Annotated in this window: 34 protein-coding genes, 1 tRNA gene and 2 pseudogenes; 27 read left to right on the top strand and 10 right to left on the bottom strand. The window is 37.9% G+C overall.

Features of this window, described 5'->3' with window-relative positions; translation table 11 throughout:
* The first annotated feature begins 6 nt into the window (after nucleotides 1-6).
* From A3EO_RS12605 to A3EO_RS0103240, 20 genes are all read left to right on the top strand, one after another.
* Nucleotides 7-267, top strand: coding sequence for a hypothetical protein (locus A3EO_RS12605; protein ID WP_018345997.1), 261 nt, complete (start codon nucleotides 7-9; stop codon nucleotides 265-267).
* Nucleotides 267-572, top strand: a complete 306-nt coding sequence (locus A3EO_RS0103335) for a hypothetical protein (RefSeq protein ID WP_018345996.1) — start codon at nucleotides 267-269, stop codon at nucleotides 570-572. Before A3EO_RS12605 ends, A3EO_RS0103335 begins: the two co-directional genes overlap by 1 nt.
* A gap of 9 nt (nucleotides 573-581) precedes the next feature.
* Nucleotides 582-1,073, top strand: coding sequence for a siphovirus Gp157 family protein (locus A3EO_RS0103330; protein WP_018345995.1), 492 nt, complete (start codon nucleotides 582-584; stop codon nucleotides 1,071-1,073).
* Nucleotides 1,070-1,714: an ERF family protein gene (locus tag A3EO_RS12600; RefSeq protein WP_238319713.1), complete on the top strand. Its 645-nt coding sequence runs from the start codon at nucleotides 1,070-1,072 to the stop codon at nucleotides 1,712-1,714. The genes A3EO_RS0103330 and A3EO_RS12600 overlap by 4 nt, the downstream gene beginning before the upstream one ends.
* A gap of 2 nt (nucleotides 1,715-1,716) precedes the next feature.
* Nucleotides 1,717-1,905: a hypothetical protein gene (locus tag A3EO_RS0103320; protein WP_018345993.1), complete on the top strand. Its 189-nt coding sequence runs from the start codon at nucleotides 1,717-1,719 to the stop codon at nucleotides 1,903-1,905.
* Between the two features lie 32 nt (nucleotides 1,906-1,937).
* Nucleotides 1,938-2,405 carry a single-stranded DNA-binding protein gene (gene ssb, locus A3EO_RS0103315; protein ID WP_018345992.1) on the top strand — a complete coding sequence of 156 codons (468 nt, stop codon included), beginning with the start codon at nucleotides 1,938-1,940 and terminating at the stop codon, nucleotides 2,403-2,405.
* Nucleotides 2,406-2,861: 456 nt separating this feature from the next.
* Nucleotides 2,862-3,668, top strand: a complete 807-nt coding sequence (locus A3EO_RS0103310; protein WP_018345991.1) for a phage antirepressor N-terminal domain-containing protein — start codon at nucleotides 2,862-2,864, stop codon at nucleotides 3,666-3,668.
* Nucleotides 3,669-3,742: 74 nt separating this feature from the next.
* On the top strand, nucleotides 3,743-3,943 hold the full coding sequence (locus tag A3EO_RS0103305) for a hypothetical protein (RefSeq protein ID WP_018345990.1): 201 nt from the start codon (nucleotides 3,743-3,745) through the stop codon (nucleotides 3,941-3,943).
* Nucleotides 3,944-4,049: 106 nt separating this feature from the next.
* Nucleotides 4,050-4,280: a hypothetical protein gene (locus tag A3EO_RS0103295; RefSeq protein ID WP_018345988.1), complete on the top strand. Its 231-nt coding sequence runs from the start codon at nucleotides 4,050-4,052 to the stop codon at nucleotides 4,278-4,280.
* A gap of 77 nt (nucleotides 4,281-4,357) precedes the next feature.
* On the top strand, nucleotides 4,358-4,624 hold the full coding sequence (locus A3EO_RS12595) for a hypothetical protein (protein WP_115241587.1): 267 nt from the start codon (nucleotides 4,358-4,360) through the stop codon (nucleotides 4,622-4,624).
* Entirely contained in the window at nucleotides 4,625-5,227 is a 603-nt protein-coding gene (locus tag A3EO_RS0103285; RefSeq protein ID WP_018345986.1) for a hypothetical protein, read from the top strand.
* Nucleotides 5,217-5,501 (top strand): hypothetical protein, encoded by a 285-nt coding sequence (locus A3EO_RS0103280; RefSeq protein WP_018345985.1) that lies wholly within the window; start codon nucleotides 5,217-5,219, stop codon nucleotides 5,499-5,501. Before A3EO_RS0103285 ends, A3EO_RS0103280 begins: the two co-directional genes overlap by 11 nt.
* A 45-nt stretch (nucleotides 5,502-5,546) precedes the next feature.
* Nucleotides 5,547-6,434 carry a recombination-associated protein RdgC gene (rdgC, locus tag A3EO_RS12590; RefSeq protein ID WP_018345984.1) on the top strand — a complete coding sequence of 296 codons (888 nt, stop codon included), beginning with the start codon at nucleotides 5,547-5,549 and terminating at the stop codon, nucleotides 6,432-6,434.
* A complete protein-coding gene (locus A3EO_RS0103270; protein WP_018345983.1) occupies nucleotides 6,424-7,002 on the top strand; it encodes a nucleoside triphosphate pyrophosphohydrolase family protein in 579 nt (192 codons plus the stop codon). Before rdgC ends, A3EO_RS0103270 begins: the two co-directional genes overlap by 11 nt.
* A 22-nt stretch (nucleotides 7,003-7,024) precedes the next feature.
* Nucleotides 7,025-7,342: a hypothetical protein gene (locus A3EO_RS0103265; protein ID WP_018345982.1), complete on the top strand. Its 318-nt coding sequence runs from the start codon at nucleotides 7,025-7,027 to the stop codon at nucleotides 7,340-7,342.
* An 11-nt stretch (nucleotides 7,343-7,353) separates the two neighbouring features.
* Entirely contained in the window at nucleotides 7,354-7,797 is a 444-nt protein-coding gene (locus A3EO_RS0103260; protein ID WP_018345981.1) for a hypothetical protein, read from the top strand.
* A 54-nt stretch (nucleotides 7,798-7,851) separates the two neighbouring features.
* Nucleotides 7,852-8,124, top strand: coding sequence for a hypothetical protein (locus A3EO_RS0103255; protein WP_018345980.1), 273 nt, complete (start codon nucleotides 7,852-7,854; stop codon nucleotides 8,122-8,124).
* Between the two features lie 2 nt (nucleotides 8,125-8,126).
* Nucleotides 8,127-8,603, top strand: a complete 477-nt coding sequence (locus tag A3EO_RS0103250) for a hypothetical protein (RefSeq protein ID WP_018345979.1) — start codon at nucleotides 8,127-8,129, stop codon at nucleotides 8,601-8,603.
* Nucleotides 8,603-9,001, top strand: a complete 399-nt coding sequence (locus A3EO_RS0103245; protein ID WP_018345978.1) for a hypothetical protein — start codon at nucleotides 8,603-8,605, stop codon at nucleotides 8,999-9,001. Before A3EO_RS0103250 ends, A3EO_RS0103245 begins: the two co-directional genes overlap by 1 nt.
* Nucleotides 9,002-9,020: 19 nt before the next feature.
* On the top strand, nucleotides 9,021-9,320 hold the full coding sequence (locus A3EO_RS0103240; protein ID WP_018345977.1) for a hypothetical protein: 300 nt from the start codon (nucleotides 9,021-9,023) through the stop codon (nucleotides 9,318-9,320).
* On the opposite strand, the gene A3EO_RS0103235 is transcribed toward A3EO_RS0103240, so the two are convergent.
* The 3 genes from A3EO_RS0103235 to A3EO_RS0103225 form a co-directional block, all read right to left on the bottom strand.
* On the bottom strand, nucleotides 9,317-10,309 hold the full coding sequence (locus A3EO_RS0103235) for a tyrosine-type recombinase/integrase (RefSeq protein WP_018345976.1): 993 nt from the start codon (nucleotides 10,307-10,309) through the stop codon (nucleotides 9,317-9,319). The genes A3EO_RS0103240 and A3EO_RS0103235 overlap by 4 nt on opposite strands.
* 210 nt (nucleotides 10,310-10,519) lie before the next feature.
* A tRNA-Ile gene (locus A3EO_RS0103230) sits at nucleotides 10,520-10,596 on the bottom strand.
* A 126-nt stretch (nucleotides 10,597-10,722) separates the two neighbouring features.
* Entirely contained in the window at nucleotides 10,723-11,634 is a 912-nt protein-coding gene (locus tag A3EO_RS0103225; protein ID WP_018345975.1) for a LysR family transcriptional regulator, read from the bottom strand.
* Nucleotides 11,635-11,817: 183 nt separating this feature from the next.
* On the opposite strand from A3EO_RS0103225, the gene dkgB reads away from it, so the two are divergent.
* The 4 genes and pseudogenes from dkgB to A3EO_RS0103210 all read left to right on the top strand — a co-directional run bounded on the left by dkgB (nucleotide 11,818) and on the right by A3EO_RS0103210 (nucleotide 14,534).
* Entirely contained in the window at nucleotides 11,818-12,624 is an 807-nt protein-coding gene (dkgB, locus tag A3EO_RS0103220) for a 2,5-didehydrogluconate reductase DkgB (protein ID WP_018345974.1), read from the top strand.
* A gap of 134 nt (nucleotides 12,625-12,758) precedes the next feature.
* A pseudogene (locus tag A3EO_RS13670) lies at nucleotides 12,759-13,334 on the top strand (NAD(P)H-dependent oxidoreductase); the annotation flags it as partial.
* Entirely contained in the window at nucleotides 13,320-13,874 is a 555-nt protein-coding gene (locus A3EO_RS13665) for a GNAT family N-acetyltransferase (RefSeq protein ID WP_322785346.1), read from the top strand. The pseudogene A3EO_RS13670 and the gene A3EO_RS13665, both read left to right, overlap by 15 nt.
* A gap of 123 nt (nucleotides 13,875-13,997) precedes the next feature.
* A complete protein-coding gene (locus tag A3EO_RS0103210) occupies nucleotides 13,998-14,534 on the top strand; it encodes an ABC transporter six-transmembrane domain-containing protein (protein ID WP_018345972.1) in 537 nt (178 codons plus the stop codon).
* A gap of 120 nt (nucleotides 14,535-14,654) precedes the next feature.
* Here A3EO_RS0103210 and potC read toward each other — a convergent pair whose 3' ends face one another.
* From potC to potA, 3 genes are read right to left on the bottom strand one after another with little or no spacing between them, the layout of a single operon-like run.
* Complete coding sequence (gene potC, locus A3EO_RS0103205; RefSeq protein ID WP_018345971.1) at nucleotides 14,655-15,425, bottom strand: spermidine/putrescine ABC transporter permease PotC; 771 nt, start codon at nucleotides 15,423-15,425, stop codon at nucleotides 14,655-14,657.
* On the bottom strand, nucleotides 15,425-16,285 hold the full coding sequence (gene potB, locus A3EO_RS0103200; protein ID WP_026210976.1) for a spermidine/putrescine ABC transporter permease PotB: 861 nt from the start codon (nucleotides 16,283-16,285) through the stop codon (nucleotides 15,425-15,427). Before potB ends, potC begins: the two co-directional genes overlap by 1 nt.
* Nucleotides 16,266-17,387 carry a spermidine/putrescine ABC transporter ATP-binding protein PotA gene (gene potA, locus A3EO_RS0103195; protein ID WP_013744971.1) on the bottom strand — a complete coding sequence of 374 codons (1,122 nt, stop codon included), beginning with the start codon at nucleotides 17,385-17,387 and terminating at the stop codon, nucleotides 16,266-16,268. Before potA ends, potB begins: the two co-directional genes overlap by 20 nt.
* Nucleotides 17,388-17,646: 259 nt before the next feature.
* Here potA and pepT point away from each other — a divergent pair, with 259 nt between their 5' ends.
* Nucleotides 17,647-18,888: a peptidase T gene (gene pepT, locus A3EO_RS0103190; protein ID WP_018345969.1), complete on the top strand. Its 1,242-nt coding sequence runs from the start codon at nucleotides 17,647-17,649 to the stop codon at nucleotides 18,886-18,888.
* Between the two features lie 106 nt (nucleotides 18,889-18,994).
* Here the strand turns inward: pepT and sbcB are convergent, their stop codons facing one another.
* Nucleotides 18,995-20,410 carry an exodeoxyribonuclease I gene (gene sbcB / locus A3EO_RS0103185; protein WP_018345968.1) on the bottom strand — a complete coding sequence of 472 codons (1,416 nt, stop codon included), beginning with the start codon at nucleotides 20,408-20,410 and terminating at the stop codon, nucleotides 18,995-18,997.
* A 260-nt stretch (nucleotides 20,411-20,670) separates the two neighbouring features.
* On the opposite strand from sbcB, the gene cspD reads away from it, so the two are divergent.
* Nucleotides 20,671-20,880, top strand: a complete 210-nt coding sequence (gene cspD, locus A3EO_RS0103180; protein WP_018345967.1) for a cold shock domain-containing protein CspD — start codon at nucleotides 20,671-20,673, stop codon at nucleotides 20,878-20,880.
* An 87-nt stretch (nucleotides 20,881-20,967) separates the two neighbouring features.
* On the opposite strand, the gene tdeA is transcribed toward cspD, so the two are convergent.
* From tdeA to A3EO_RS0103165, 3 genes are all read right to left on the bottom strand, one after another.
* Nucleotides 20,968-22,338 carry a toxin/drug exporter TdeA gene (tdeA, locus tag A3EO_RS0103175; protein WP_018345966.1) on the bottom strand — a complete coding sequence of 457 codons (1,371 nt, stop codon included), beginning with the start codon at nucleotides 22,336-22,338 and terminating at the stop codon, nucleotides 20,968-20,970.
* A gap of 96 nt (nucleotides 22,339-22,434) precedes the next feature.
* The gene (locus A3EO_RS0103170; protein ID WP_018345965.1) at nucleotides 22,435-24,372 is read right to left on the bottom strand and encodes a MacB family efflux pump subunit; all 1,938 of its coding nucleotides are present in this window, start codon (nucleotides 24,370-24,372) and stop codon (nucleotides 22,435-22,437) included.
* 8 nt (nucleotides 24,373-24,380) lie between these two features.
* Entirely contained in the window at nucleotides 24,381-25,547 is a 1,167-nt protein-coding gene (locus A3EO_RS0103165; protein WP_018345964.1) for an efflux RND transporter periplasmic adaptor subunit, read from the bottom strand.
* 133 nt (nucleotides 25,548-25,680) lie between these two features.
* On the opposite strand from A3EO_RS0103165, the pseudogene A3EO_RS13305 reads away from it, so the two are divergent.
* A pseudogene (locus tag A3EO_RS13305) lies at nucleotides 25,681-25,778 on the top strand (IS1595 family transposase); the annotation flags it as partial.

Below are 25,778 nucleotides of genomic sequence, written 5' to 3'. Positions count from 1 at the left end.
GTTACTATGAATATTGTTAAATTTTTAACCGGATTATTTGTTGCCTTAGCGTTTGTTTTTGCGCTAATTGTTGCTTACACGGTAGCTGAAGCGGATGTTAATTTAACGTTAGATAAAAATAGCGATTATCACGATGAGTTAACGAGCGAGCAGCTTGAATGGAAACAGTGGGCAGATGCTGAATGGAAAGCGGAACACGGCAATTTACAGACGCCGCTAACAGCGGAACACGAAGCGGAAATTAAAAGAGGTTTAGGGGGTAAGTGATGGACGATGTATTTGATGAGTTATTGCAAAAAACGCAACAACTTAAAGACGAAGCTAACAAATTAATACAAGAAAGGCTCTTAAATAGCTTAAGAGAACCGCTAGATATGGAGCGTTATAAGAACTTATTTTACAGCTTGCTTGCTTATTACGATTATAGCCGCATTGAAGCGGCTATAAATTTATTAAGCATAGATGACGGCGATAAAGCGATGTTACTAGATATGCTTGAGCAATTTGGATTTGAGTATATCCAGATGGAAGAGGCGGCAGATGCCAGAACGTTTAACAGATTTGATTTTTAGAGGTAAAAAATGAGCCTGTACGAAACATCAGACAGATTAAAAAATCTCTTTGAATTAGTAAATAGTGATGAATTTAGCGATAACGAAGCTGTTATTGCAGCGTTTAACGGCGTTGAAATGGAATTTAACGAGAAAGTAGAAGAGGTCTATAAACATTACAAAGAGATTGATTTATTAGCTAAAAATGCGAAAGAGGAAAAACAACGCATTGAAGCTATTCAAAAAACCTATGAAAGCCGTAAACAGCGAATTAGAAATTTAATTTATGCGGCAATGGCAAACAGTGAGATTAAAAAGGTAGAAACGCCTATTTTAAAACTTACAATGACAAAACCTATTCCATCATCATTAAAAATTGACGATGGAGCAAAAATTCCGGATGAATTTTTTATTGCGCAAGAGCCTAAATTAGACTTAAGCGGATTAAAGGAAGCGGTTAAAAACGGTTTACAGATTGAGGGTGTTGAATTAATCAGTAAACCTCAATTAAGGGGATTATGATGAGTAGCGTTTATCAAAAGCTAGCGCAAGCGAGAGTAGAATTGCGCAAGAAAAACTTAAAGAAAAGCGGTAAAAATAAACATACCGGATTTGAGTATTTCGAATTAGGTGATTTTTTACCTGAAATAAATAATATTTTCAATGAGATAGGTTTATGTAGCGTGATTTCATTTACTAGCGAATTAGCTACATTGACCATTTACAACGTTGAGAATGATGAAAAAATTGTATTTACCTCGCCAATGGCTCCGGCTGAAGTGCGCGGATGTCAACCGATACAAAATTTAGGGGCAGTGCAAACCTATCAACGCCGTTATTTATATTTATCTGCTTTGGAGATTGTTGAAAGCGATCAGTTAGATCCGGATGTAGGCAATCCGGAAAACCAAAAGCCAAAACAAGTAAATCAAGTGAATACTCCGGCTAAAAATGTAGCAAATCAGAAAGTTAAGCCCCCTAAAGAAGAAGTTTGGCAAAAGTTTTTAACTAGAACCAATTCTATAACTAGCATTGAAGAGCTTGACGAGCATTGGAATAGTAGCGATGCGTTCTTAAGTAAGAGCTATCCTGATTTAAGAGAGGCGGCTTATGCGGCTTACGTAAGTAAATATAGCGCTTTAGAAGCAATTAAAGGTGAATAAAAATGAGAAAAATTATTCAAATTTCAGAAAGTCTAACAGCAGCAGATATTTGTGGCGTTTGTTGGCACATTTCCGCTTTATGTGATGACGGCACAATATGGGCATTTGATAATGCCGGCAAAAAATGGGAAAAATTGCCGGATATTCCGCAAGATGATGAACAGGGGAAGGAGCAAGATGAATCAGTATAGATTGAAATTTATAACAAAATGGGGGCTGAATAATGGCAGGTGTAAATAAAGTAATTATTGTGGGTCGCTTAGGGAATAATCCGGAAATGAGAAGTTTTCCTAACGGCGATCAAGTTGCCAACTTGAGCGTAGCAACAAGCGAAAAGTGGCAGGATAAACAGAGCGGCGAATGGAAAGAGGTTACAGAATGGCACAGAATTGTGTTATTTAGCCGTTTAGCGGAGATTGCAGGGCAGTATCTCAAAAAAGGCTCGCAAGTTTACGTAGAAGGTAAGCTAAAGACAAGAAAATGGCAAGATCAACAAGGGCAAGAACGCTATTTAACGGAAATACAAGGCTTATCCTTGCAGATGCTAGATAGCAAGCAAGATACGCAGAACGCACCGCAAACGCCACCACCGCAAGCGACAACGGCGAATAACGCTTATGCTAAGGCAAAGCAAAGTGGCATTCCTAAAACGCCGCCACAGAATGATTTTGATGATGATATGCCATTTTAATTTGATTTAACCGCTAATGTTAGTTAATATAGCCGCACTTACTTTCCAAAAGCGGCCTCCGCTCCGACAATTTGCGGTTTCTTTGTACCTACATTTTAGGTTATATCCGACGAGATCGGGGCGAGAGAACGATATACAATACATCTGAATAAGTTCCGCCCATCTTTTGGAGGGTAAGTTGAACCCCGATCGCCTATACAAGTAGCGAAACGTTACAGTTCAAACCGCCTTATCCTTTACAAATAGTATCCTGATGAGTTATGATTATTATAGGTCTCAAAAGCCTATGCAAAACGGTCATTCACTCCGTCAGTGTGATTTTTTTATATATGCCGACGGTGCGAGGAATACAATACCTGTAAGGGGAATAACTCCGCCAGATTTTGCACTGGTTTTGAGCCGTTGGCACCCTATTTTATTAGGGTTTTATCAAATCCTCTCAAAAAGGAATGCAAAATGACTACACAATTATCAACTATCCAATTTTACAACCGCACTTTAACTACATTTGAGCAAAACAACGTTTATTATGTCGCAATGAAGCCAATTTGTGAAAATATTGGCTTAGCTTGGAATGCGCAGCTATTACGAATTAAAAGAGATGAAGTGCTTTCTCAGGGTATGATCGTGATGATCACACCTACAAATGGCGGAGAACAAGAGATGGTCTGCCTCCCAATCCAATACCTCAACGGCTGGCTATTTGGCATTGATGTTAAGCGAGTGAAACCTGAAATAAGAGAAACCTTGATTACATACAAAAGAGAGTGTTATCAAGCGTTGTTTGATTATTGGAATAAAGGTAAAGCAGAAAGGACACAAACCACAGTAGACGACCGCACCGGCTTACGTGATGCGGTTAATATGCTAGTAAGTAAAAAAGGATTACTTTATTCAGATGCCTATCAACTTATTCATCAACGCTTTAATGTTAATCACATTGATGAATTAGCAAAAGAACAATTACCGCAAGCGGTCGAGTATATTCATAAAATTGTGCTTGAGGGAGAGTTAATTGAGCCTAAAAAACATCAAACAGTAAATATTCCGTTTAATGTTGCTGACGCTTTAATGAAATTCCATTATTTAGCAATTAATAACGCTAAGAAAACGGAAAGGGCGTTAAGAATAATTCACGAAACAATGGGGTATGAGCGATACGTTAGAAATGATTTAGCCGCCGGCAATTTTGATATTCACAACGAATTTATTCATTGGGTGGATGAGTTTGAAAAGGCGGTTATCGAAGCTAAAGAAATTTAATTAAATCATTAATCAAATAAAGCCTAGATCGAAAGATTTAGGCTTTTTTATTGCCTAAAAACAGGAGAAAGAAAGTGTTATGCGACCATTTAAGCGAAGAAGAGTTTGATGAACTTTATCAATTTTGTGATGAAGAGATAGAGGCTATTTTAACTAAGAAAGGGTTAAAGGATTTTTATTCTGACATTGAGGGTACTGATGTTTATGTTAATGCGGTGCGCAATGAGATGAATAGAAAAATAGAGGAATTTAACTTGTGGGGATATATACGATGAGGAAAATGGCAGCAGAAATGGAACGCAAAAAGCTTGATGTATTTTGGAACAAGATAAGAGCGGGTCTTGGAGCAAAATTACTAGAAGAACTAAGGAGAAAATAATAATGAATTACGCAATAGATGACAATATAAAAGGGGTAAGGCAATATTTCACTATTTATGTATGTGAAAAAGAAATTAATGTAGAAATTCTTAATACTAAAAGTAATTCTAAATTAATAGGAATTTCCATTCATAATAATGAATATGGTGAAAGCCAATTTATTAAACTACCGCTAGAGGCGGCAGAAGATTTTATTTATTATTTAACTGGAATATTAAAAGAGAGTAGGTAAAAATGAAATAGTAAAAAGAAATGATGGTAGTACTTATACTACAGATTGCTATTTTTGCCACGGTAAAGGAAAAAACAATGGAAAATAAAATCACACTTCTAAAACCCGATTTTGAGTATATGTTAATTTGTAGTGTTAGATATGCTTTAACCCGAAAAACATATGTAACAATACTTACTATTGACTATATAAAGCAATACTGGGATGAACTAAGCGACAACACTAAGAGAGTAATTACTGAAGATATTAAAGAGGGCGTAGAGCTTTATAATAGCGAAGAATTTAAAATTGATAATAATTCTTGGCGAGAATGTTTATCTTGGATTTTAGCTAAAGGGGAATGAATGAATAATAAAATAATTATGCGTTCAGGTGTTAAAATTGATTTATTAAATATTAAGCCTGAACAGATTAGGCTTGCAGATATAGCCTATAATTTAGCGAGAATTAATCGCTTTAACGGCAGAGGAAGGAGAATTTTTACGGTAGCAGAACATTTATTATTTTGTGCTGAAATTGCGGAGGAGTTAAATTTATCGCCGTATTTAAAATTAAGAGTGTTAGCGCACGATTTTTCAGAAGCTTACACAGGCGATATATTACCGCAATTAAAACCGTATGGATTTAAAGAGATTGAAGAGAAAATTGAAAAAGCAATTAATCTTTATTTTGGTTTCGATCGGGCAATGAAATTATCGCAACGTGATAAAGCGAAAATTAAAGAAATTGATTTGCTTGCGTTGAAATACGAAGCTAAATATTTAGATATTAAACTAAATGAAGAATTGGATAATCTCAAAAAGATTAAATCCAGACCTCAACATAGAAGCATTGAAACGGCACAATGTGAATTATTGCTTAAATTTGCTGAACTATCTAAAGCAGCGTTTAGCGCAATTCCGCACGCACCATATTTGATTGTTAAGGAGGGCGAGAATGAAGATTAATAGTTTTGAAATAATAACAATCGTCTATGTTATAGGGATGGCTTGTTATGCTTTACTTTATTCTTATTCATTTAAGAACTTAAATAATAGAGTGAAATTCCTTGAAGAAAAAATGTATTTGCTTATAGAGATAAATAAAAATGAAGTTGAAGTGATAAAAAAGTTAAATGAAAATCATCAGTATCTGGTTAATATATTTAATCAGATAGAAAGCGCAGACGTTAGGTTTAGATTTGATAAAGATAATCCAACGGAAAAGAAAACGTTAAATTAATAAAGCCTGGAAAATTCTAGGCTTTTTAATTATGAGGAGAAAGGTATGAAACATTTTAGAAATATTATCAGTTACAAAATTACTCAAGATATTGATTTATCAGATGAAGTGTTAGAGCAAGCGTTAAGTGATGGTTTAGAAAAAATGCGCTTTATTGAGCCAATTAAGGGATGTGGAAAGCTATATCATAGGGTAGAAGATTATATTTATCTTGCGGCAGAAAAAGAATTTATCAAAATTCCTAGCTCGGCGGTTAATAGGGAATTTAATCAACGTGTTGAAAAGTTGGAAAAAGATTTAGCAAGAAAATTAAAGAAAGATGAAAGGGACAATATTAAACAAGATATTGTCGCCAGACTATCTATGAAAGCGATTAAAGAATATCGCTATTTTAGGATGATTATTGATACAAAAAATAACCATATTTTAATTGATGAAACTTCTACTAAACAGGCAGAAGATTTACTCCACTTATTAAGAAAATGCTTAGGGAAATTACCGGTTGCGCCTTTAACATATACTGAAGATATATCAGTTAAAGTTAAATACTCTTTATCCAGTGGTGGTTATGAGGGAAAAATAACATTTTCTAAAAATAATTTAAAAATATCAGGCGATGACGGTGAATTAATTACATTATCTAATGCTGATAATGATATTGATGTTAATGATTTATTAGTGAGGTGGCGTTATGTTCAGACAGTGAAATGTGAATATAAGGGCGAAGGTGAAGATATTTATTTTACCCTTTGCAAAAACGGTAATTTAAAAAGTCTTAAAGCATTTCAAACGCTTGATTTAGAGGGGAATAAACAAAAAGAAGATGATTTCGATGCAGATTTAATTTATATGATGGGGGAATATAGAGGTTTATTTGAAGCATTGGCAGATATTTTCGGTGGAGAGGAAGAGGTAAATAAAGATGAAGAATAAAAATATTATTTCAGTGACAAAATCAGACGCACAAGAAAAATCACTTTATGAAAAAATGGCAGAGCAAAAAGAAGAATTGAAAAAAGAGTTATTAAATTCTTATGGGGTAAGTTCTGAAAAAGGAAATAAAGATAAACCGGAAGATACGGAAGTTATAACTAAAATTAAAGAATGGTTTGAGGTTGCCGTTCCGCAGCCAACAGAAAAAAATCAAGCAATTCAAATGGGTTGTCATTTAGAAGAAGTGACAGAAATGCTAAATGTATTTAATCCGAGATTGGGAAAATATATTGATGTTTATGCGCAATCTTATAAAGAGTGGAAGACTTTAGATAATATTGATTGGACAGATTATAAATTAATTGAATTGCTAGATGCACTTTGCGACCAGATAGTAACCGCAATCGGAGTAGCGCATATGTTTGGTTTTGATATTAAAAAAGCCTTGGTGGAAGTGAATAAATCAAACTGGTCAAAATTTGAAAACGGTAAACCAGTTTTTGATGAGAACGGAAAGATTAAAAAAGGGAAATATTATAAAAAACCTGAATTAGAGATGTTTATTTAGGAGTGAAAATTAAGGAGTAAATATGGCAGAGAAAAAACCTGAATTAATTGTATGTGCGGCAATTAAATTTATCGAACGAACACAAAGGGAAATTAATTTAAACCGTAACGGCGTTGAATTAATTGTCCCTATGGTAAGACATTATTCACCTGATGGCAGAGAGGTTTTAGAAAGTATTAAATCTAATTGCGAATTAGAGGAATTGGAACAAGGCTTTATCACTAATAAAGGTAGATTTGTTGGCAGGGAAGAAGCTCTTAAAATTGCCAAAGAGAACAATCAAATTAAATTTGATATTGGCTATAACACAAAATTTTTATTTTCTGAAATGCTTTATTGATGGATGAATTTATGAAAAAGAAAGTATCTTTTAAAAAAAGAGAAATATTTAAACGTTTTAAATACTGGTGTAAAAAATCAAAATTGAAAACAAGCTCAGATATGTACCGCATTAATCACTTTTGTCTTAAAGGTCGTGGGCATTATTGGCGTTTTTACGAATATAAAGGCTACTTAATTATTGATATTAGTGAGTCTTATAAGGATTTTGATAGATGGTCAGTCGGCAGATTGCACCAATGGAGAGTTCCGCTCGAGAAATTAAAAAATAAAGAATTTTGGAATGAAAAAGAATTTGTTGAATTTATTAAGTTTTATAGCAAAAAAGATGACGGAACTACTGATTGCTTAGATGTTGAAGGTCTATTTAAAGGTTTAAGTAAATATTTAATGAATAACTATAAAATTGGTGAAGATTATGATTTATATAAATGTTTATTAATTAGAGAAAAATAAACATATCTGCTAAATATGTTTATTAAATAAGATTTTTTAAATAGGTTAGGTAGTATGTTTAAAACTATTGAAAGGTTGTGGTATAGATTATTTGGTTTTTGGTATCCATTGCAGTATAAAAATTATAAGGATATTAGTTACAGTAAAACCGGTGCACCTAGTCATACTGTAATCTATATTAATTTAATGAATGGAAAGCTTAAAACTGTTCATTATTTTAATAAAGGCTATATCAATGAAGATATGTTTATTTTAATGAGAAAAATTAAATTATTTGAAATAGATGAGTTAGGTTTGAAAATAAATATTAAAACAGAGGAGATTTAATTATGAAACCGTTTAATTTAGCTGATGCGTTAACTAAAGAGCCAGTGCAATTACGCAACGGACAGATGGCAACAGTAGTGGCTGACTTACGTCAAGTAAGTAATTATAAAGGTGAGAACCCTTTAATTATTGTGTTAGAAGACGGGTATTATACTCAAGTTGGGGAAGATGGACAGTTGTGGGAAGGTGATAAAAGTAGTGTGGATATTGTCGGAATGTGGGAAAAACCAAAACCTAAACTTTTTATTAATGGGATTGAAGTGCCTGAACCTGTAACGGAAGAAACGTGGAAAGATGGCAATCTTTATTATTATGTGAAACTTACTTTTAGCGGTAATACTGATTGTGATGCATTTTACAAAAAAAATGATTTTCACGAAAAGTTAATTAATGATGGTCTAGTTTTTGAAACTAAAGAAGGTGCAAAAGCAATGGCGAGAGCATTACTAAATTATAAAGTAGAGGTGGGAAAAGAATAATGAAAGCAAGGTATAAAATAAGCCTAAATGATTATAGCGATTTTGAACTTGAGGCTGTTTGGGAAATAGATTTTGAATTTAAATATTTTTCTGAATGGTTAAAAAATAAAGGTATTAAAACCGTTCAGGACGCTATTATAGAAATGAATGTTTTCTGGAGTGGCTCGCCTAATAAAGAGGATAATTTTAACGAACATTTGGATTATTTTTTAAAAAATGCGACAACAGTATTAGCTAATTTTAATGATTCAGATTGGCGCAGCGAAGAATATTTAGAAAATAAACTATTTTCTGATACAGAGGGCTTCGCAATCGGTGAATGTGGCATTAAATTAGTTAAATTTAAAAAAGATTTATTTGTGCGTGATGAAATGCTTGAGGTTGAGGTAATTGATTAGTGTAGTTATAGGAGGTTTTATGGAAAATCTAAATGAAATTGGCACTTATTTTAATAAATCGCAATATGATGAAATATTACGCACGTTTAAACTACAGGCTTTACTGAATTTAACGGAGGATAGTCCTTATCTCTTAACTGTTGAGGATATTTCTATTTTATTAAGCAGGTCTTATGATTATACAAATAGAGAAATAGTAAGCTCTCCTAACTTTCCTCAACCTGTTAAAGTTGAAAAAAGTAAGGGGAAAGTTAGAAAATTCTTTTTGCCTAGCGATTTTATTAAATGGCGGCGAGCAAATATTAGAAGAATTAATTAATCTAATAATGAAGCCACGTCAGTCATATTAGGCGCATAGTAAGTGTTTAATAAAATTTTAATATCTCTATGTCCTGATATTTTTGCCAACGTCATCACATCAACCTTTTTAGCAAGCCTTGACAACGCCTCTCGGCGTGTATCGTGAAAATGTAAATAAGATAAACCCGCTCTATTTTTTAATCTTCTGAATAGCGTGCTTAATGTTTCAGGGGTAATTAAAAAAACGAGATCGCTTTTATCTGATTTTACCTTTTCCAATTGATTAATCAGTTGTACCGCTTTACTGGACAACGGCACATCACGAGAATGACCGTTTTTAGTCATTGGTAAATGCGCAATCCGCTTATCTAGATTAATGTTATTCCACTTAAGGCTTGCTATCTCTCCGGCACGCATGGCGGTTTCTATTGCAAATAGCATAGCGATAGCTAATCTTTTATATTGCGTATCAGGCGCAGTATTTTCATCATATCCGGCAACCTCTAAAATTTTATTAATATCACTTTCGCTATATCTTTGTGTTCTTTCTTTTGAGTCTTTAGGTTTTTCCATTCCTGTAGCGGGATTTTTAGCTATTAAATTATGGTTAACAGCATATTTTAAAATTGCGTGTATTGTATTTAACTCCCGTAAAACGCTAGGCGGTGAAACCTCTTTTAATCTTTGATCGCGCCAATCCTCAAAATCTCGCCTTGTTAAATCCTTGATGTATAAATCGGTAATAGGATGCTTTAAAAATCTATTTAATCTTAATAATTCCGATCTGGCTCCTCTTTTCTTTACAGTTACCTCTTCTTGATACTTTTCAATCAATGCGGAAAATAGCATATCTTCTGGGATACCGTTTTTATAATTCTCCAGTTTCCGCTCTTCATCAACAATCCAGACGTTAGCCTCCGCCTTAGTTTTGAATGATTTTGATTTTCTAACGCCTAATTTAAAAATATCGGCGCGCCACTTAGCGCCATTTTTCCTTATAGAGCCCATATCAACAACCTTTTTAATAGTAATTTATGCGTAAATTGTGCGTGATTTATGCGTGATTTGACCACGTTATTTAACAACAGATAACGTAAAAAACGCAATATAGGATATTTATTTATTTGAATTTTTATAGATAAGTTATTGAAATAACAGGAAATAACGGCTGATAACGGATAAATTGCATAAGACTAGCAAATACGCATTTTAGTGACGTGGTGCCCCCAACAGGACTTGAACCTGTGACCAATCGATTATGAGTCGACTGCTCTGACCGACTGAGCTATGGGGGCAGTGGGTAAGACGGCGGAGATTATAGTCAAAGAGCGTAATGAAGTCCAGCATTGCATCTTGGCTCACGTTTTTTTGCGTAATTTTCACGCATTGCACTTGAGAAAGGGTGAGTGTAATGACCTTTCTCACCTCTCACACCAAGCCTGTTTCGGCAAGTATTCGCTTAAAAAATCGATCAGCAACGCGACCCGAGCACTAAGTTGGCGATGACGATAATAAACGGCATAAATTGGTTGTAATATTTTTTGTCTAAGATCCGGCAGAATTTCTACTAGTTCGCCATTTTTTCGTGCTTGTTCAGTCATCATATCGGATAAACAGACCACGCCGACGTGATTAAGCGCCAGTGCCAATAAACTTTCACCACTGGAAGCTATCACGCTTGGCGTAATGGTGAGCAAATGACCGGTGCTGTCCAACAACGGCCATTGGTTAAGGCGTGCCGGTTGGCTGAACCCTAATAGGCGATGTTGCAATAACTGCTGCACGCTATCAATTTCCCCTTGTTTTGCCAAATATTGCGGTGTCGCCAAAATACGGATGGCACTTTTACCAAGCAACCGAGCGTGCATTGAGGAGTCTTGCAATTCTCCGACCCGAATTGCCACATCAGTGCGTTCTTCCAATAAATCGATCAGACTGTCATTGCTGTTCAGTTCTATTTGAATTCGAGAATAGCGTTGTAAAAATTCTGCCATCGCCGGAATCAAAACGTGCCGCATCACCGGAGCGGCAGTATTAATGCGCAACAATCCGCCAGCATCGGTATGTCGGGCAAGCAGCTTTTCTTCGGCGATTTGTACGCTGTCTAGGATTTGCCGTGCTTGTTGTAATAACAGTTCACCTTCGGCGGTGAGATACATTCGTCTGGTGCTGCGTTGCAGCAGCGTCGTTTCTAAATCGCTTTCCAGTTTTGACAGGCTGCGACTCACGGCAGACACCGGCAAGTTCAGACTTTGTGCCGCAGCGCTGATCGACTTCTTTTCCACAATTTGTACAAAAATATTTAGTGCTTCAAGGTTTAGTTTCACATTCATTGTTCCGAGTGAAAGGGACAGTGCGGTTGAGATTATCTGAATGACTGAACGAACACAAGATTATTTTTGCAAAATTTGCAAATATCATTTGCAAATTCCCCTATTTTTCTAAAGTAATCGCTTCCCTATAATGCGCGCCATCAACGAAACAGAAATTAAACCATTAAGATGAAGGAGAAAAAAATGACAATTCCAAATTTCGGGGTAGGGACTTTTCGTTTACAAGGTCAGGTCGTGATTGATTCGGTGAAAAATGCATTGGATGTGGGCTATCGTGCGATTGATACCGCACAAATTTACGGTAATGAGGCGGAAGTCGGGCAGGCGATTGCTGAAAGTGGCGTAAGCCGTGATCAGCTGTTTTTGACTACAAAAATCTGGGTGGATAATTACAGTGCCAACAAATTGGCAGACAGTTTAAAAGAGAGTTTGCGTAAATTGCGGACTGATGTGGTGGATTTAACCTTGATTCACTGGCCGGCACCGAATAACGGTGTAGCGTTGCCGGAATATATGAATGCGCTGCTTGAGGCGAAAAAAGCAGGATTAACACGTCAAATCGGGGTTTCCAATTTTAATATTGAATTGACTAAGCAGGCGATGGCGGTTGTCGGCAAGGAAAATATTGCCACCAATCAAATTGAGTTAAGTCCTTATCTGCAAAATCCGAAATTGGTACGCTTTTTGCAAGAGCAAGGCATAAAAATCACCTCTTATATGACCTTAGCCTATGGCAAAGTGTTGAACGATCCGGTTTTAACACAAATTGCACAAGCACATAATGCGACTACTGCACAAGTGGCGTTAGCTTGGGCATTAGCTCGCGGTTTTGCTGTTATTCCATCTTCAACTAAACGAGAAAATTTAATTTCCAACTTAAAAGCGTTAGAACTCAAACTCAGCGATCAAGAAATTGAAATGATCAATGCATTAGACCGGGGTAGCCGTGAAGTTAGCCCGGAAGGCTTGGCTGCGGAGTGGGATGACTAAACCCAACGCCGTCTGAATTTTTAAGTTGTCTTAGCAAGGAAAAGTGCGGTGTTTTTTTCCGCACTTTTTCTTAAATAATCTTGATCTTATAATTCTCATATCAAACAACAGTTATCAATAATAAAGGACAAATTATGAACATTTTATTACTTAACGGCGGAAAATCTTTTGGTCATTCCCACGGCGAACTTAACGCGACATTACACGAAGAAGCGAAGAAATTACTCACCGAACTCGGGCATAGCGTTCAAGAAACACACATTGACGCAGTCTATGATATTGAAGCGGAAATTGAAAAATACCTTTGGATGGACGCGGTGATTTACCAAATGCCAGGTTGGTGGATGGGGGAGCCTTGGATCGTGAAAAAATACATTGATGAAGTGTTCACCCTTGGACACGGCAAAATCTACCAAAGCGATGGCCGCCACCGCGTAAACCCTACCGAAGGCTATGGCACAGGCGGACTCTTGCAAGGGCGTAAACATATGCTGTCACTCACTTGGAATGCACCGATTGAAGCTTTCACCCGTAAAGGCGATTTCTTTGACGGCGTGGGCGTGGACGGTGTTTATCTGCATTTCCACAAAGCCAATGAATTTGTGGGGACAACGGCACTGCCAACGTTTATCTGCAATGACGTGATTAAATCACCGAATGTGCCGATGTATTTGGAGAATTATCGCAAGCATTTGATGGAAGTTTTTGGTAAGGCGGAGTGGGGCTTTATGGAAAAACATTTTGACATTCGTCCCGAAATACCTGCCGATGCCAAAGCGGTGGCGCGTGTCATCAAAGCAGCTTTTACCGGTGAACCCATGAGCGATGGCACGGAAGCAGATTTGGTGGCGCGGCTGCGTGAAGACCCTGCCTTTGTTTTGTCGCTGGTGGCAGAAAAAGACGGTGACATCATTGGGCATATTTTATTCAGCGAAGCCTTGATTTCAGGGGAAAAAGTATTGGCGCTGGCACCGTTATCCGTCTCTCCCGAATGGCAAAAGCAAGGCGTTGGCACAGCGTTAATCAAGGCTGCACATCAAACGCTGGAACAGTCGGATTATCCTGCTGTTGTCGTGCTGGGACACGCCGATTATTACGCCCGTTTTGGCTATGAAAAAGCAGCGGATTATGGCATTAACGCGCCATTTGATGTGCCAGAAGAAGCGCTCCGCGTGAGACGGTTAAAAGATTCACCGCTTCCCAGTGGCGTAATTCAATATGCGGCGGCATTTGGGATGGAATCATTTTGATGGATGAATGAAACCCGAGTTTGAATAGTGAACTCAGGTTTTTTCTATCTATTCAGCAAAATACTTCCTCAAAATTTTTTCCAATAACTCAAACACCAAGCGCACACGTTTTGGGACTAATGGATGATAGGGGCGATAGAGGTAGAGCTGCCAGCTTTCTTGTTTGATGTCTGGGAACATTTGCCGCAGTCCATCACCTCTATTTTGTCGATTGCGGGGGCGTGTCTGATGTTAATGGTGTTGGAATGGCCGATTGGTCTGTTCTCTTTGTTGATTTTATTGCTGTTGCTGCTGCCGTGGTTTTCCCGAATGAGTGAGGGGCTTTATGGCCGTCTGAATAACCGTCTGGAGCAGGATAATCACCATATTCGCCAAAGTGATGCCAACCGTCTTTGGCGGCATTATCGTTTGGTGGCGCGTTTACGCGTGCTGATTTCCAATCGCGAGGCTTTGGGCTATTTTCTGATTGGGACGGCGATGAGTGTGCTGTTTGGCTTTAGCTTTGTTTATTTAAGCCTGCACGGCTATCAAAGTGCTGGGCATGTTTATTCGATAACGACTTATCTGTGGATGTTCGCCATGGCGCTGGATGATGCGCCACGTCTGGTGGAAAACTACAGTAATTTGAAAGACATTGCACAAAGGGCACAGGTGGAATAAAAACTAATTGAAAAATATTCAAGTAATAATTGATCTTGTACTCAAAACATTAAAAACCCATAAGTTGTAATCAACTTATGGGTTGTTTATTTTGGTGGTAGCTAAGTAAACAGCAAGAAATTATGCTTTGCTTTTTCTCGAAATAAATTGGCTTAGCACCACTAGCGTTAACGACACAATAATCATAATGGTCGCCAATGCGTTCACTTCCGGAGTGACACCGGTTTTAACCAATGAGAAAATGCGTAACGGCAACACTTCATAGCTAACGCCTGTGACGAAAGATGAAACCACAACATCGTCAAGTGAAATGGTAAAACTGAGCAACCAACTTGAAACGATCGCAGGCAACGCTAAAGGCACAATAATTTTACGCAAAATGGTCATTTCACTTGCGCCTAAATCACGTGCCGCTTCCAACATTTTGATATCAAACCCTTTTAAACGGGAGAAAACGGCAACCACTACGTAAGGCAGGCAGAAAGTGATATGGGCAAATAATAATGACCAAAATCCTAATGAAATGCCGACCAGCATAAAGAGGGCTAAAAGCGACACTGCCATCACAATATCCGGCGACATCATTACAATGAACAACATTCCACCAACAAATTTTTTGCCTTTGAATTGGTAACGATAAAGTGCAATCGCCGTTAATAAACCTACCAATGTTGCGCCGGTTGCGGCGAAAAAGGCGATGGTGACTGAATGGAATGCCGCATCCAATAGGGTATTATTATTGGCTAAACGTTCATACCAATTTAAGCTGAAACCTTTCCAAGTGAGACCGTAACGATCTAAATTGAAGGAATTGACCACTAAAATAATGATTGGAATATACAAATAAGCATAAACCAAAAATAAGAAAATATTCCGCAATGAACGTTTCATTATTCCAACTCCGATTTCTTGTTAAATAATTTACCTGCACGGTAATAGACGAACAATAACAATGCCATAAGAATGGTTAATGCAATACTGATTGATGAACCGAACGGCCAGTTACGTGAGATTAAGAATTCGCTCTTAATGACGTTACCGACAAGCAACACTTTCGCACCACCGAGAAGGTCGGCAACATAGAACATTCCCATCGCCGGTAACAGCACTAACAGACAACCGGCAATAATGCCCGGCATTGTTAACGGTAGAATGATTTTAATAAAACGTTGGAATGCGTTGGCACCTAAATCTTTTGCCGCTTCCAGTAATCGATAGTCCAATTTCTCAATAGAAGAGTACAAAGGCAAAATCATAAACGGCAATAAAATATAGACTAAACCGATAATAACGGCGGCTTCCGTGTTTAAGATGCGGATTGGTGTATCAATAATACCGAGCCAAAGCAGTGTATTATTTAAAACCCCTTTAACGCCAAGGAAAATTTTCATCCCATAAATACGAATGAGTGAGTTTGTCCAGAAGGGCAAAATCACTAAAAACAGCATAATCGGACGAAATACCGGCTTCATTTTGGCAATCATAAAGGCAAAAGGATAGCCGATTAATAAACAAATGATAGTGGCAACACCGGACATATAGAGTGAGTTCCACAACACCTGCGCATAGAGCGGCTCAATTAAGCGTTTATAACTGTCTAAAGAAAAGGTGAATTCAACCAAATTACTGCTGTCACGCGTTAAAAAACTTGTGATCAACACCAATAGGTTTGGTATTAATACAAAAAAGATTAGCCACGCAAAGATAATAGTGACAGTAAAAGTTTGAAATTTACGCGTTGTCATCTTCATCATCAAGTACCACTTCCCAGCTTTCAACCCAAGTTATAGCGACTTTCTGATTGAGAGAATGATCGACATCCGGATCATCTTCATTGAAAAATTCGCTGACCAATACACGATTACCGCCTTCAAGTTCAACGGTTGACTCTAACGTCATCCCTTTATAGTTACGTTCGCGTACATAACCGATTAACCCTTCGTGCGATTGCTTATCGTGTACCTCTTCAATGCGAATATCTTCCGGACGAAGCAATACTTTTAATTTTTGTCCGACTGAAACGGGACGAGTAACATAAATTTCACAGATACGGCCTTCAACGTTGGCTTGTACTCGTTTTTCATCAATGCGTTGCAGTACGGTGGCATCAAAAATATTGATTTCACCAATAAATTTTGCCACAAATAAATTTTTCGGCTCTTCGTAAATTTCTCGTGGTGTACCGTCCTGTTCAATATTACCTTGGCGTAACACGATGATACGATCCGACATTGTTAATGCTTCTTCCTGATCGTGTGTAACGAAAATAAAGGTAATGCCAAGTTTACGTTGTAGCGCTTTTAATTCATTCTGCATTTGTTGACGCAGTTTGTAATCCAAAGCAGAAAGTGACTCATCCAACAATAATACTTTCGGTTTATTTACTACCGCACGTGCGATCGCAACACGTTGTTGTTGACCACCGGAGAGTTGAGCTGGTTTACGATCAGCAAAATCAGCTAATTGCACCATTTTTAGTGCTTCAAGAACACGTGGTTTAATTTCTTCGTTTGGCACTTTTTGCATACGTAGACCAAACGCCACATTTTCAAAAATGGTCATATGTGGAAATAATGCGTAGCTTTGGAATACGGTATTGATGTTGCGCTGCTCCGCAGGAATATCGGTAATGTCTTTACCATCAAGGATTATGCGACCGCTATTTGCTTCTTCGAAACCGGCAATTAAACGCAAAATTGTGGTTTTACCACAACCGGAAGGACCTAAAATTGTTAGGAATTCACCATTATTGATGGTGAGGTTAATATCTTTAATGATCGTTTTACCATCATAGGATTTAGTGAGTGATTGAAGCTCAATAATCGGCTTTTGTTGTTGAACTGAATTTTCCACTATCTTTGTTTTTCCTCCTAAGTCAAAAAACTATTCAATACCCACGAGAATTACATCTATAAGAAATTGGCAATGATATAGTGATCAACTAATAATTGAAAGCCTATAAGCTAAAAATTTTTAAAAAATTAAAAGTTCTGCTGTAAATAGATGCATTAATTCGTAAACGTTGTTGATTTATATCATATGGTAAGAATGCGGATGTGATAGCATTTTACGCCTGAATTTTCGATGATTTTTTATAAATACGGGAGCTAAGATGTACTCAGAAGAAAAATTACGTCAAGGATTGTTGGATCGCTTTTTGCATTATGTCAGTTTTGATACCCAATCCAAAGAGGGAGCCAAACATTCACCGAGCAGTCGAGGACAGTGGTTGTTGGCTCAATATTTAATGGAAGAGTTGAAAGGTTTGGGCTTGGCGCAAGTGGAAATGTCGCCTGCCGGCATCGTTACTGCATTGTTGCCTTCCAATATTCCGAATAATCGTACCACGATCGGTTTTATTTCCCATTTGGATACTTATCCCGGCACTAAAGGCAAAGATATTAAACCGGAAGTGATTAGTGAATATCGGGGCGGTGATATTGCGTTAGGTTTGGGTGAAGAGTTTATCAGCCCGGTACAGTTTCCTTTTTTGCAAAAATTAGTCGGGCATACATTAATTGTGACTGACGGCACCACTTTATTGGGGGCGGATAATAAGGCCGGTATTGCAGAAATTATGACGGCGTTATCAACGATCATCAGTTATCGCTTGCCACGGGTTAATATTCGGGTCGCTTTCACGCCGGATGAAGAGATCGGTGCCGGAATGCAGCATTTCCCGATTTCACAGTTTAGCTGTGATTGGGCTTATACGGTTGATGGCGGCGGTATGGGTGAGTTGGAATATGAAAACTTCAATGCGGCGACAGCTGTGATCAGCATAAAAGGGGAGTCAATACATTTAGGTGCTGCCAAAGATAAATTAATTAATGCGCTATCATTGGCGTGTCGTTTTCATCAACAGTTGCCGCAGGATGAAGTGCCGGAAAAAACTGATGGACGACAAGGTTTTTTCCATTTGGATGCTATTAATGGTGATATTGAATATTGTGAGATGAAATATTTAATTCGTGATTTTAGCGCACAAGGTTTTGCGGAACGTAAGCGGTTATTGCAAAAACAGGTTCAACATTTTATTGAGCAGTATCAGTTGTCTGATCGAATGCAGATCGAGATTACTGATAGTTATCATAATATGCAGAGTATGGTGGCGAAAGTGCCGCAAAGTGTTGAGGTGGCTGACATCGCAATGAGAAATTGTGGCATTACGCCGAAACATAAAGTGATTCGTGGCGGTACGGATGGTGCCTGGTTGTCTGAAAACGGCATTGCTTGCCCGAATTTGTTTACCGGAGGATATAATTTTCATAGTAAACACGAATTGGCAAGTTTAAATGAAATGCAGCAAGCGACTAAAGTGATTATGGAAATTGCCAAATTGGCGAAAAAATAACGATAAATCAACAGTGGATTTAGGATCTGCATCTTAAAAAGCTGGCACTGACAGCCAACTGATTAAGGTGCAGATTTTTTTGTATAGATCGGAAGCGTTGTGAGCATTAATCCGATAGTTTTAGGCTATATTCATATAAATTTTGCAATAACAGCAGTTTGTTTTCATCATTGGCATATTGTGCGGAAAGCATTTCAAATTCAGCAATAAATTCAGCACTGCTTGCATCCAATTTAGCGTGACAATATTTTTGCCATTTGATCTGCTCAGCACGAGATAAGGTTTTGTAAAAATGTCTGGCACGATAACGGAATAATAATTCAGGAATACGTTTATCTTGAAAGGTTAAACCGTGATTTGCCAACTGTTCCGGCGATAATGTGCGTAAAATAGCCAAATTATTTTTATCTGAATATGAGAAAAAACCTTTGTACAGTGCGGTTTCCACATCATCATAACCATTGTCGTACTCTTCTAAAAAGATTTGATGCACCTTTTCGCGGATTTCCGGCATTGCTTGCAGTTTAGCCAGATTAGTTAAACATTGTTGTCGATCGATACCTACCCGTTCAGCATCTTGCGGACGCAATGTTTTTGCCGGCGCTAAGATTGGGCATTTATTGCAATGCACTAATTTTAATGGCACTGATTTTTTGCCTTGTAATTCTAACTCTGCTTTTTTGGTATAAAGATTCTGCTTTAATTCTTCAACGCTCAAGGTAAGCAGATCATCAATATCCGCTGCCAAATCACAAAAAATCACCGCATTTTTATTGGTCGGGTGTGGAGCCAATGGCACCATCCAGCTGATATTACTACGATAATTGCCCAACATTCCGGAAACGTGAACCAAAGGCGTCATATTGACATAATCGATAAGTTCCTCAATTTCCTTTTTTGATCTATGGGTAAAAAAGTAATCAAACAGTTTTGGTTGTTGCTGCTTAATCAGTTTTGCCATTTCGATGGTGGCGTAGACATCCGACATTGCATCGTGAGCGTGACTATGTTCTATATTGTTGGCTTTGGTTAATAATTCCAAGCGGAAACTCGGCATTCCTTCATCATCATAGACCCAATTAATGCCTTCAGGGCGAAGTGCATAGGTGGCACGAATTACGTCCAGCAAATCCCAACGAGAATTGCCTTGACTATAACTATATGCATAAGGATCAATGAAATTACGATAAAACGTGTAACGTGTCATTTCATCATCGAAACGAATATTGTTGTATCCCATAATGCAGGTGTTCGGCTGACTAAACTCTTCTAAAATTTTAGCAGCGAATTCAGGTTCGCTAATGCCTTGTTGATTACAGAGTTGCGGTGTAATGCCGGTGAGTGCTACTGCCGCCGGGTGCGGAAGATAATCGTTGGTCTGTTTGCAATATAAAACAATCGGTTCGCCGATAATATTGAAATCTTTATCGGTGCGAATGCCGGCAAATTGTGCAGGTCGATCTCTAGCTGGATCAATGCCGAAGCTTTCATAGTCATAAATAAAAAAGGAAAAATTGCTCATATTATGATCGATTACTAAAATAGATTTAATTTTTGATGATTATAGTGAATCATTTCCTTTCAGAAAACCCGAAATTAAGAGACTAATTAATAGTGATTAGTCTCTTTTTGAACAAATTTGCTAAATTTATGTGATCTTCCGCTAATTTTGAAGATTATGTATTTGATTTATGAATAAAGTTGGATAAATATGTAATTAGTACAGGGCGATCCTGCCGTTGTATATTTTAATTAAGTCAAAATCCATTATTCGAGGTTATTATGGAAATCGGTGTAGTTAAGTGGTTTAACAATGCAAAGGGGTTCGGTTTTATTTCTGTTGAAGGTCACGAGGGTGATATTTTTGCTCACTATTCTGTGATAGAAATGGACGGATATCGTTCGTTAAAAGCTGGGCAAAAAGTACAGTTTGAAGCGGTTCACGGTGATAAAGGCTCACACGCAACAAAAATTGTACCTATTATTGAATAAATATTATTTATCTATATTCGTACAAAAAAGATACACTGATAAATTCACAGTGTATCTTTTTGTTTATTTGCTTTTAATGTACACCAACTATTTTTTCATATAGTAACCAGCCATTGCTTGATATACCGCAGTTTCATTTTGAATTAACTGATATTTTTGATTCAAAATAGAAATTTGCGAGGATTTTTCGGTATTGGCAGCAGTTAGCCAATCTTTCAACTCGGAAACGCCGGCATTGTAGCGATCACGGTAATATTGGCTGATACGTTTATCGTAATTATATTTATCCTGTAAATTGTTATAACTACGTTGGGATTGTTGATATGTAAAATACAGTGCATCAATCTCATTCAGTGCGTTGGTGATACTTTGTTCAAAGCTTAAACGTGCCACTTCATAATTTGCTTCTGAAATTTTCACATTCCATTTTACGGTTTGCCAAGAGAGGAACGGCAGTGTGATGCCTAATGTGCCTATGCCGGCTTGAGTATCGGTGGCATTGCTGACTTTATTACCTTGCACTTGCAATGAACCGGCAAGTGAAATTTGTGGGAACCAGCTCTTTTGCATTGCTTTAGCATCTTTAAATGCGCTTTGTAAACGATATTCTGCTGCACGTACATCCGGGCGGTTAGCAATGACAGAAACAGGCACATTCAGATTTACACCCGGCAATTTCACTGAAAGCAGATCAGGCAACTGAATATGTAATGGATCGGTCGGTTTTAAGTTCAGCAAATTATGCATTGTTTGCTGTGCAGTTTTTTGTTGGGCTTGTAGCTCCAATAAAGTGTTGCGAGCCATCAACACTGCTTGTTTTGCTTGTGCGCTGCTTAAACCGTCAATCACGCCATAACGCTGTTTATTCTGTACCACATTGTCAATTTCGTTGTAATAACGCACCGAATCTTCAGTGGCTTTAATCGCATCATTTAAATACGCCAAACTGTAATAGGTGTTGATCACACTATTAATCAAGGCAAGACGGGCAGCGGCAAGATCTTCAACGGTCGCTTTATGTTCCCATTCCGCAGCATCGGCGGAGTCCGCCAATTTACGCCATAGATCAAGCGTATAGCTAATATTTAAATTACCGGTGTGGGTAATGGCTGAGTTGCCACCGTTCTTGATATCTTTTATCGCTTTAGATTCGCTGCCACCGCTGAATGTTGGCACTAAATCGGCACCGAGCAAATTGGCTTTGTAAAGCGCAATATTCACCGCAACCGCACTTTTCGCTAAATCAAGGTTATTTTTCAGTGCAAGATCAACTAATTGATTAAGTTGCGGATCGTTATAAAGTTTCCACCACTCTTCATTTACATTAAATTGTGAGGTGGCGTCAATATATTGTTGGAAATTTTGCTCACTGGCTTTTAAAGAATCATCTAAATTGGCACAGCCGACCAACGCAGTTGAAAGTAGGAGGGCAACAGTGATTTTATTGAATGTTTTCATAGTTATCCTTATGTCTAAAATGTTGTAAAAAATTATAGCAATTCATCGTATTTTCGACCAGTAATCACCTCTGAAATTATCTCGACCGACAAGCGTCTATTCTTGAGATAATGCGGTGATCGGGTTTAATTTTGCGGCATTTTTTGCCGGTACATAACCGAATATAATACCGATTAATGTTGAACAAAGTACTGCCACGACAATCGAAAAAGTGGAAAAAAGCATCGTAAACTCGCTCATAAAACGATTAAATAAAAAGCCGATTAAACCGGATAAAATAATCCCGATAATCCCACCGACCAAACAGACTAAAACGGCTTCGATTAAAAATTGTTGCAGGATATTCTGTTGTTTGGCTCCGATTGCCATTCTGACTCCAATCTCTTTTGTACGTTCCGTAACGGAAACCAACATAATATTCATCACGCCGATACCCCCAACAATTAATGAAATTAATGCAATTGAGGATATTAAGAATTTCATTGTATTTGTTGTGCTTTCAATCGTTTGTTTGATGGTGTCGGTATTTAAAATAAAAAAGTCTTTTTTGCCGTGACGGCTTAGTAGCAGTGCAGTGACATTTTTTTCTGCTGCGGCAGTGCTGATGCCTTGATTGACTTTGACCGTAATGGAGCTGATTTTTTTCTCACCTGAAATTTTATTCATCGCCGTTGTGTAAGGAATCCAAATATTTAGACTTTCTCGATTAACGCCCATCACATTTTGAATATCAACAATGCCAATCACTTTTAACGGTTTTTTATTGATCATAATAATTTGCCCGAGCGGATTGCGATCCTGAAAAATTCGCTTTTGAGTATTTTGATCAATCACTGCTACGGATTGATTCTGTTTAACCTGTTCGCCACTAAAAAGCTGCCCGGCAACGGTTTGTATTCCCTTAACATTAAAATATTGTTCACTGACGCCACGCACTTGAGCGGTAAAAGCATTATTTCGATAAGTCAGTGTGCCGCTGACCGAGCTGTTCGGCGTCACACTTTCAATATAAGGTTGACGCATTAACGCCTCACTGTCATTGACAGTAAGGTTCTGCATACTTTCTGCCCGCCGATCACCGAAACCGGTGCCGTTATAAATATCCATTGTATTGGTGCCGAGCGAGTTGATATTTTGCAACACTTTTTGTTGTGAGCCGTTACCGAGCGCAACCACACAGACCACAGAAGTAATACCGATAATAATGCCCAACATCGTGAGCAGTGAACGTAGTTTATGTGCAATAATGGCATTGATTGACATATTCAATGCTTCAAAAAATTGATCACGATAAAATTGCCAACCCCGATTTGTAGTAGTTTGCGTCATTTTACGCGCAGTGATTTGCAACGATTGGCGCTGATCTTGAATAATTTCGCCATCTTTAATTTCAATAATACGATTAGCAAATTGGGCAATATGTTTATCGTGCGTGACCAAAATAATGGTGTGTCCTTCTTGATGCAGTTGTTGCAGAATCTGCATCACGGTTTCGCCGCTTTTTGAGTCCAAGGCGCCGGTCGGTTCGTCTGCCAAAATAATATCGCCACCGTTCATTAATGCTCTGGCAATACTGACACGCTGTTGCTGTCCGCCGGAAAGCTGGTTGGGTTTATTGTCAATTTTATTGCCTAACCCTAATTTTTCTAATAGCTGTGCGGCACGCTGTAAGCGCTGCGCTTTTGCCATCCCTGTATATACCGCAGGCAGCGCCACATTCTCCTGTGCGCTCAAGGTGGAGAGCAGATTGTAACGCTGAAAAATGAAGCCAAAACGTTGTTGACGTAATTCAGAGAGTTGATCTGCCGACAATTTTGCCGTTTCTTTGCCGGCGATTTGATAAGAACCGCTGCTGGCAGTATCTAAACAGCCGATAATGTTCATCAAGGTTGATTTACCTGAGCCGGAAGCACCGATAATTGCAATAAAATCACCTTGTTCAATCTCAAGATGAATATTCTTTAAAATATGAACTCGATTTTCACCCTCACCGAAGAATTTATTAAGGTTTTTAATTTCAATAATGTGTTGCATAAAAACCTCTACATCATCCGTGGCGTTCTTACTTTAACGCTTGTCGCTTCATTGGCGGAAGATTGGGAAAGAATTACGTTATCGCCTTCATTCAGTCCGGAGAGAATTTCTGTATTAATATCATCGTGCAGACCAATTTGAACGACTTTTTCTACAACTTTATCGCCGTCCAAAATCTGTACGCTGTGTTGACCGTTTCTTTTCTGAATTGCCAATGTCGGCACGACTAAAACGTGCTGTTTTTGTGCAGTAATAATGGTGTTTTGTGTGGTCATCCCGATTTGCAGTTTATGTTCAGGATTAGGCACTAACACATTGGCATAATAATAGATGGCGTTAGTATCACTGACAGATTCGCTATATTCATTATCGGTCAGCGTGGTCATCGCCGGGTCAACAGAAGCAATTTCTGCTTGATAAATCTCATCCGGTTCAGCGAGCGTAGTGAATTGCACCTTCATACCGGGTTTTATTTTAGTAATATCGCCCTCTGAAATTTCCTGTTTAATCAGCATTGTATCCAGATCCGCCACCTGAATAATGGTCGGCGTGGTTTGATTGGCATTAACAGTCTGCCCGACAGAAACCGGAATAGAGATCACTGTGCCATCAATCGGTGAAGTGATTTTGGTGTAATTCAGATTAGTTGCAGCGGTGTTAACTTCAATTTCTGACTGTTTAATTTGTGCCTGAATCTGTTCAACATTCGCTTTCGCACTATCTAAATTATTTTGTGCGTTTTCATAATCATCGAGAGAGCTGGCTTTGCGTTTATAAAGCTTGGCAATGCGTTGAAAATTGGAATTGGCGACCCGATAAGCTGTCTGTGCCGCCACTAATTGTGCTTTATAAGCCGCTAATTGGGCTTGCGCACTGTTTAGTGTGTTTTCCTGTGTAATTGAATCCAGTTCGGCGATTAATTCACCTTTTTTCACTTTTTGCCCAAGCTTAACTAAAATCTTTTCCACTTTGCCGGACACGCGCGCACCCACTTCCACCCGATTGGAACTGCGAACCGTGCCTGTTGCTACAACGGTTTGTTGGATGTCGCTGTATTTAACTGTTTCTGTCAGATAGGTTGTCTTTGGTTGAGATTGCAGATTGAAATAATAGATCGCTGCTAAAATAATCAATACAACAGCAATGCCTAAAATACGCTTTTTCGTAAACGTCATATATTTGATCCTTTAAACAAACAAGGATTTCTATCACTAAATGAACATTCATTCATTTTATAGAAAGATAATCCGCTAAACAAATATTATTTTTGGGGCTGAAGTAGATTAGCACTTATGCTAAGCTACAAAAATGAAGATAACCAATTGTAAACTAAAGAAATCTATACAAAGAAAACTGCTTGAATTTTTTGTATTAGAAGTAACAGCACGATCAGCAGCAGATTTGCT

It is taken from the genome of Gallibacterium anatis DSM 16844 = F 149 (genome assembly GCF_000379785.1).
GTDB lineage: Bacteria > Pseudomonadota > Gammaproteobacteria > Enterobacterales > Pasteurellaceae > Gallibacterium > Gallibacterium anatis.
Note: the sequence above shows the minus strand (reverse complement) of the source record. Positions and strands in the feature narration are given on the sequence as shown.

Bases quoted from the DNA above. Each gene is read 5' to 3' on its own strand.
- A3EO_RS12605 (WP_018345997.1), top strand. From the start codon at position 7: ATGAATATTGTTAAATTTTTAACCGGATTATTTGTTGCCTTAGCGTTT.
- A3EO_RS0103335 (WP_018345996.1), top strand. From the start codon at position 267: ATGGACGATGTATTTGATGAGTTATTGCAAAAAACGCAACAACTTAAA.
- A3EO_RS0103330 (WP_018345995.1), top strand. From the start codon at position 582: ATGAGCCTGTACGAAACATCAGACAGATTAAAAAATCTCTTTGAATTA.
- A3EO_RS12600 (WP_238319713.1), top strand. From the start codon at position 1,070: ATGATGAGTAGCGTTTATCAAAAGCTAGCGCAAGCGAGAGTAGAATTG.
- A3EO_RS0103320 (WP_018345993.1), top strand. From the start codon at position 1,717: ATGAGAAAAATTATTCAAATTTCAGAAAGTCTAACAGCAGCAGATATT.
- ssb (WP_018345992.1), top strand. From the start codon at position 1,938: ATGGCAGGTGTAAATAAAGTAATTATTGTGGGTCGCTTAGGGAATAAT.
- A3EO_RS0103310 (WP_018345991.1), top strand. From the start codon at position 2,862: ATGACTACACAATTATCAACTATCCAATTTTACAACCGCACTTTAACT.
- A3EO_RS0103295 (WP_018345988.1), top strand. From the start codon at position 4,050: ATGAATTACGCAATAGATGACAATATAAAAGGGGTAAGGCAATATTTC.
- A3EO_RS12595 (WP_115241587.1), top strand. From the start codon at position 4,358: ATGGAAAATAAAATCACACTTCTAAAACCCGATTTTGAGTATATGTTA.
- A3EO_RS0103285 (WP_018345986.1), top strand. From the start codon at position 4,625: ATGAATAATAAAATAATTATGCGTTCAGGTGTTAAAATTGATTTATTA.
- A3EO_RS0103280 (WP_018345985.1), top strand. From the start codon at position 5,217: ATGAAGATTAATAGTTTTGAAATAATAACAATCGTCTATGTTATAGGG.
- rdgC (WP_018345984.1), top strand. From the start codon at position 5,547: ATGAAACATTTTAGAAATATTATCAGTTACAAAATTACTCAAGATATT.
- A3EO_RS0103270 (WP_018345983.1), top strand. From the start codon at position 6,424: ATGAAGAATAAAAATATTATTTCAGTGACAAAATCAGACGCACAAGAA.
- A3EO_RS0103265 (WP_018345982.1), top strand. From the start codon at position 7,025: ATGGCAGAGAAAAAACCTGAATTAATTGTATGTGCGGCAATTAAATTT.
- A3EO_RS0103260 (WP_018345981.1), top strand. From the start codon at position 7,354: ATGAAAAAGAAAGTATCTTTTAAAAAAAGAGAAATATTTAAACGTTTT.
- A3EO_RS0103255 (WP_018345980.1), top strand. From the start codon at position 7,852: ATGTTTAAAACTATTGAAAGGTTGTGGTATAGATTATTTGGTTTTTGG.
- A3EO_RS0103250 (WP_018345979.1), top strand. From the start codon at position 8,127: ATGAAACCGTTTAATTTAGCTGATGCGTTAACTAAAGAGCCAGTGCAA.
- A3EO_RS0103245 (WP_018345978.1), top strand. From the start codon at position 8,603: ATGAAAGCAAGGTATAAAATAAGCCTAAATGATTATAGCGATTTTGAA.
- A3EO_RS0103240 (WP_018345977.1), top strand. From the start codon at position 9,021: ATGGAAAATCTAAATGAAATTGGCACTTATTTTAATAAATCGCAATAT.
- A3EO_RS0103235 (WP_018345976.1), bottom strand. From the start codon at position 10,309: ATGGGCTCTATAAGGAAAAATGGCGCTAAGTGGCGCGCCGATATTTTT.
- A3EO_RS0103225 (WP_018345975.1), bottom strand. From the start codon at position 11,634: ATGAATGTGAAACTAAACCTTGAAGCACTAAATATTTTTGTACAAATT.
- dkgB (WP_018345974.1), top strand. From the start codon at position 11,818: ATGACAATTCCAAATTTCGGGGTAGGGACTTTTCGTTTACAAGGTCAG.
- A3EO_RS13665 (WP_322785346.1), top strand. From the start codon at position 13,320: ATGGAAGTTTTTGGTAAGGCGGAGTGGGGCTTTATGGAAAAACATTTT.
- A3EO_RS0103210 (WP_018345972.1), top strand. From the start codon at position 13,998: ATGATAGGGGCGATAGAGGTAGAGCTGCCAGCTTTCTTGTTTGATGTC.
- potC (WP_018345971.1), bottom strand. From the start codon at position 15,425: ATGAAACGTTCATTGCGGAATATTTTCTTATTTTTGGTTTATGCTTAT.
- potB (WP_026210976.1), bottom strand. From the start codon at position 16,285: ATGAAGATGACAACGCGTAAATTTCAAACTTTTACTGTCACTATTATC.
- pepT (WP_018345969.1), top strand. From the start codon at position 17,647: ATGTACTCAGAAGAAAAATTACGTCAAGGATTGTTGGATCGCTTTTTG.
- sbcB (WP_018345968.1), bottom strand. From the start codon at position 20,410: ATGAGCAATTTTTCCTTTTTTATTTATGACTATGAAAGCTTCGGCATT.
- cspD (WP_018345967.1), top strand. From the start codon at position 20,671: ATGGAAATCGGTGTAGTTAAGTGGTTTAACAATGCAAAGGGGTTCGGT.
- tdeA (WP_018345966.1), bottom strand. From the start codon at position 22,338: ATGAAAACATTCAATAAAATCACTGTTGCCCTCCTACTTTCAACTGCG.
- A3EO_RS0103170 (WP_018345965.1), bottom strand. From the start codon at position 24,372: ATGCAACACATTATTGAAATTAAAAACCTTAATAAATTCTTCGGTGAG.
- A3EO_RS0103165 (WP_018345964.1), bottom strand. From the start codon at position 25,547: ATGACGTTTACGAAAAAGCGTATTTTAGGCATTGCTGTTGTATTGATT.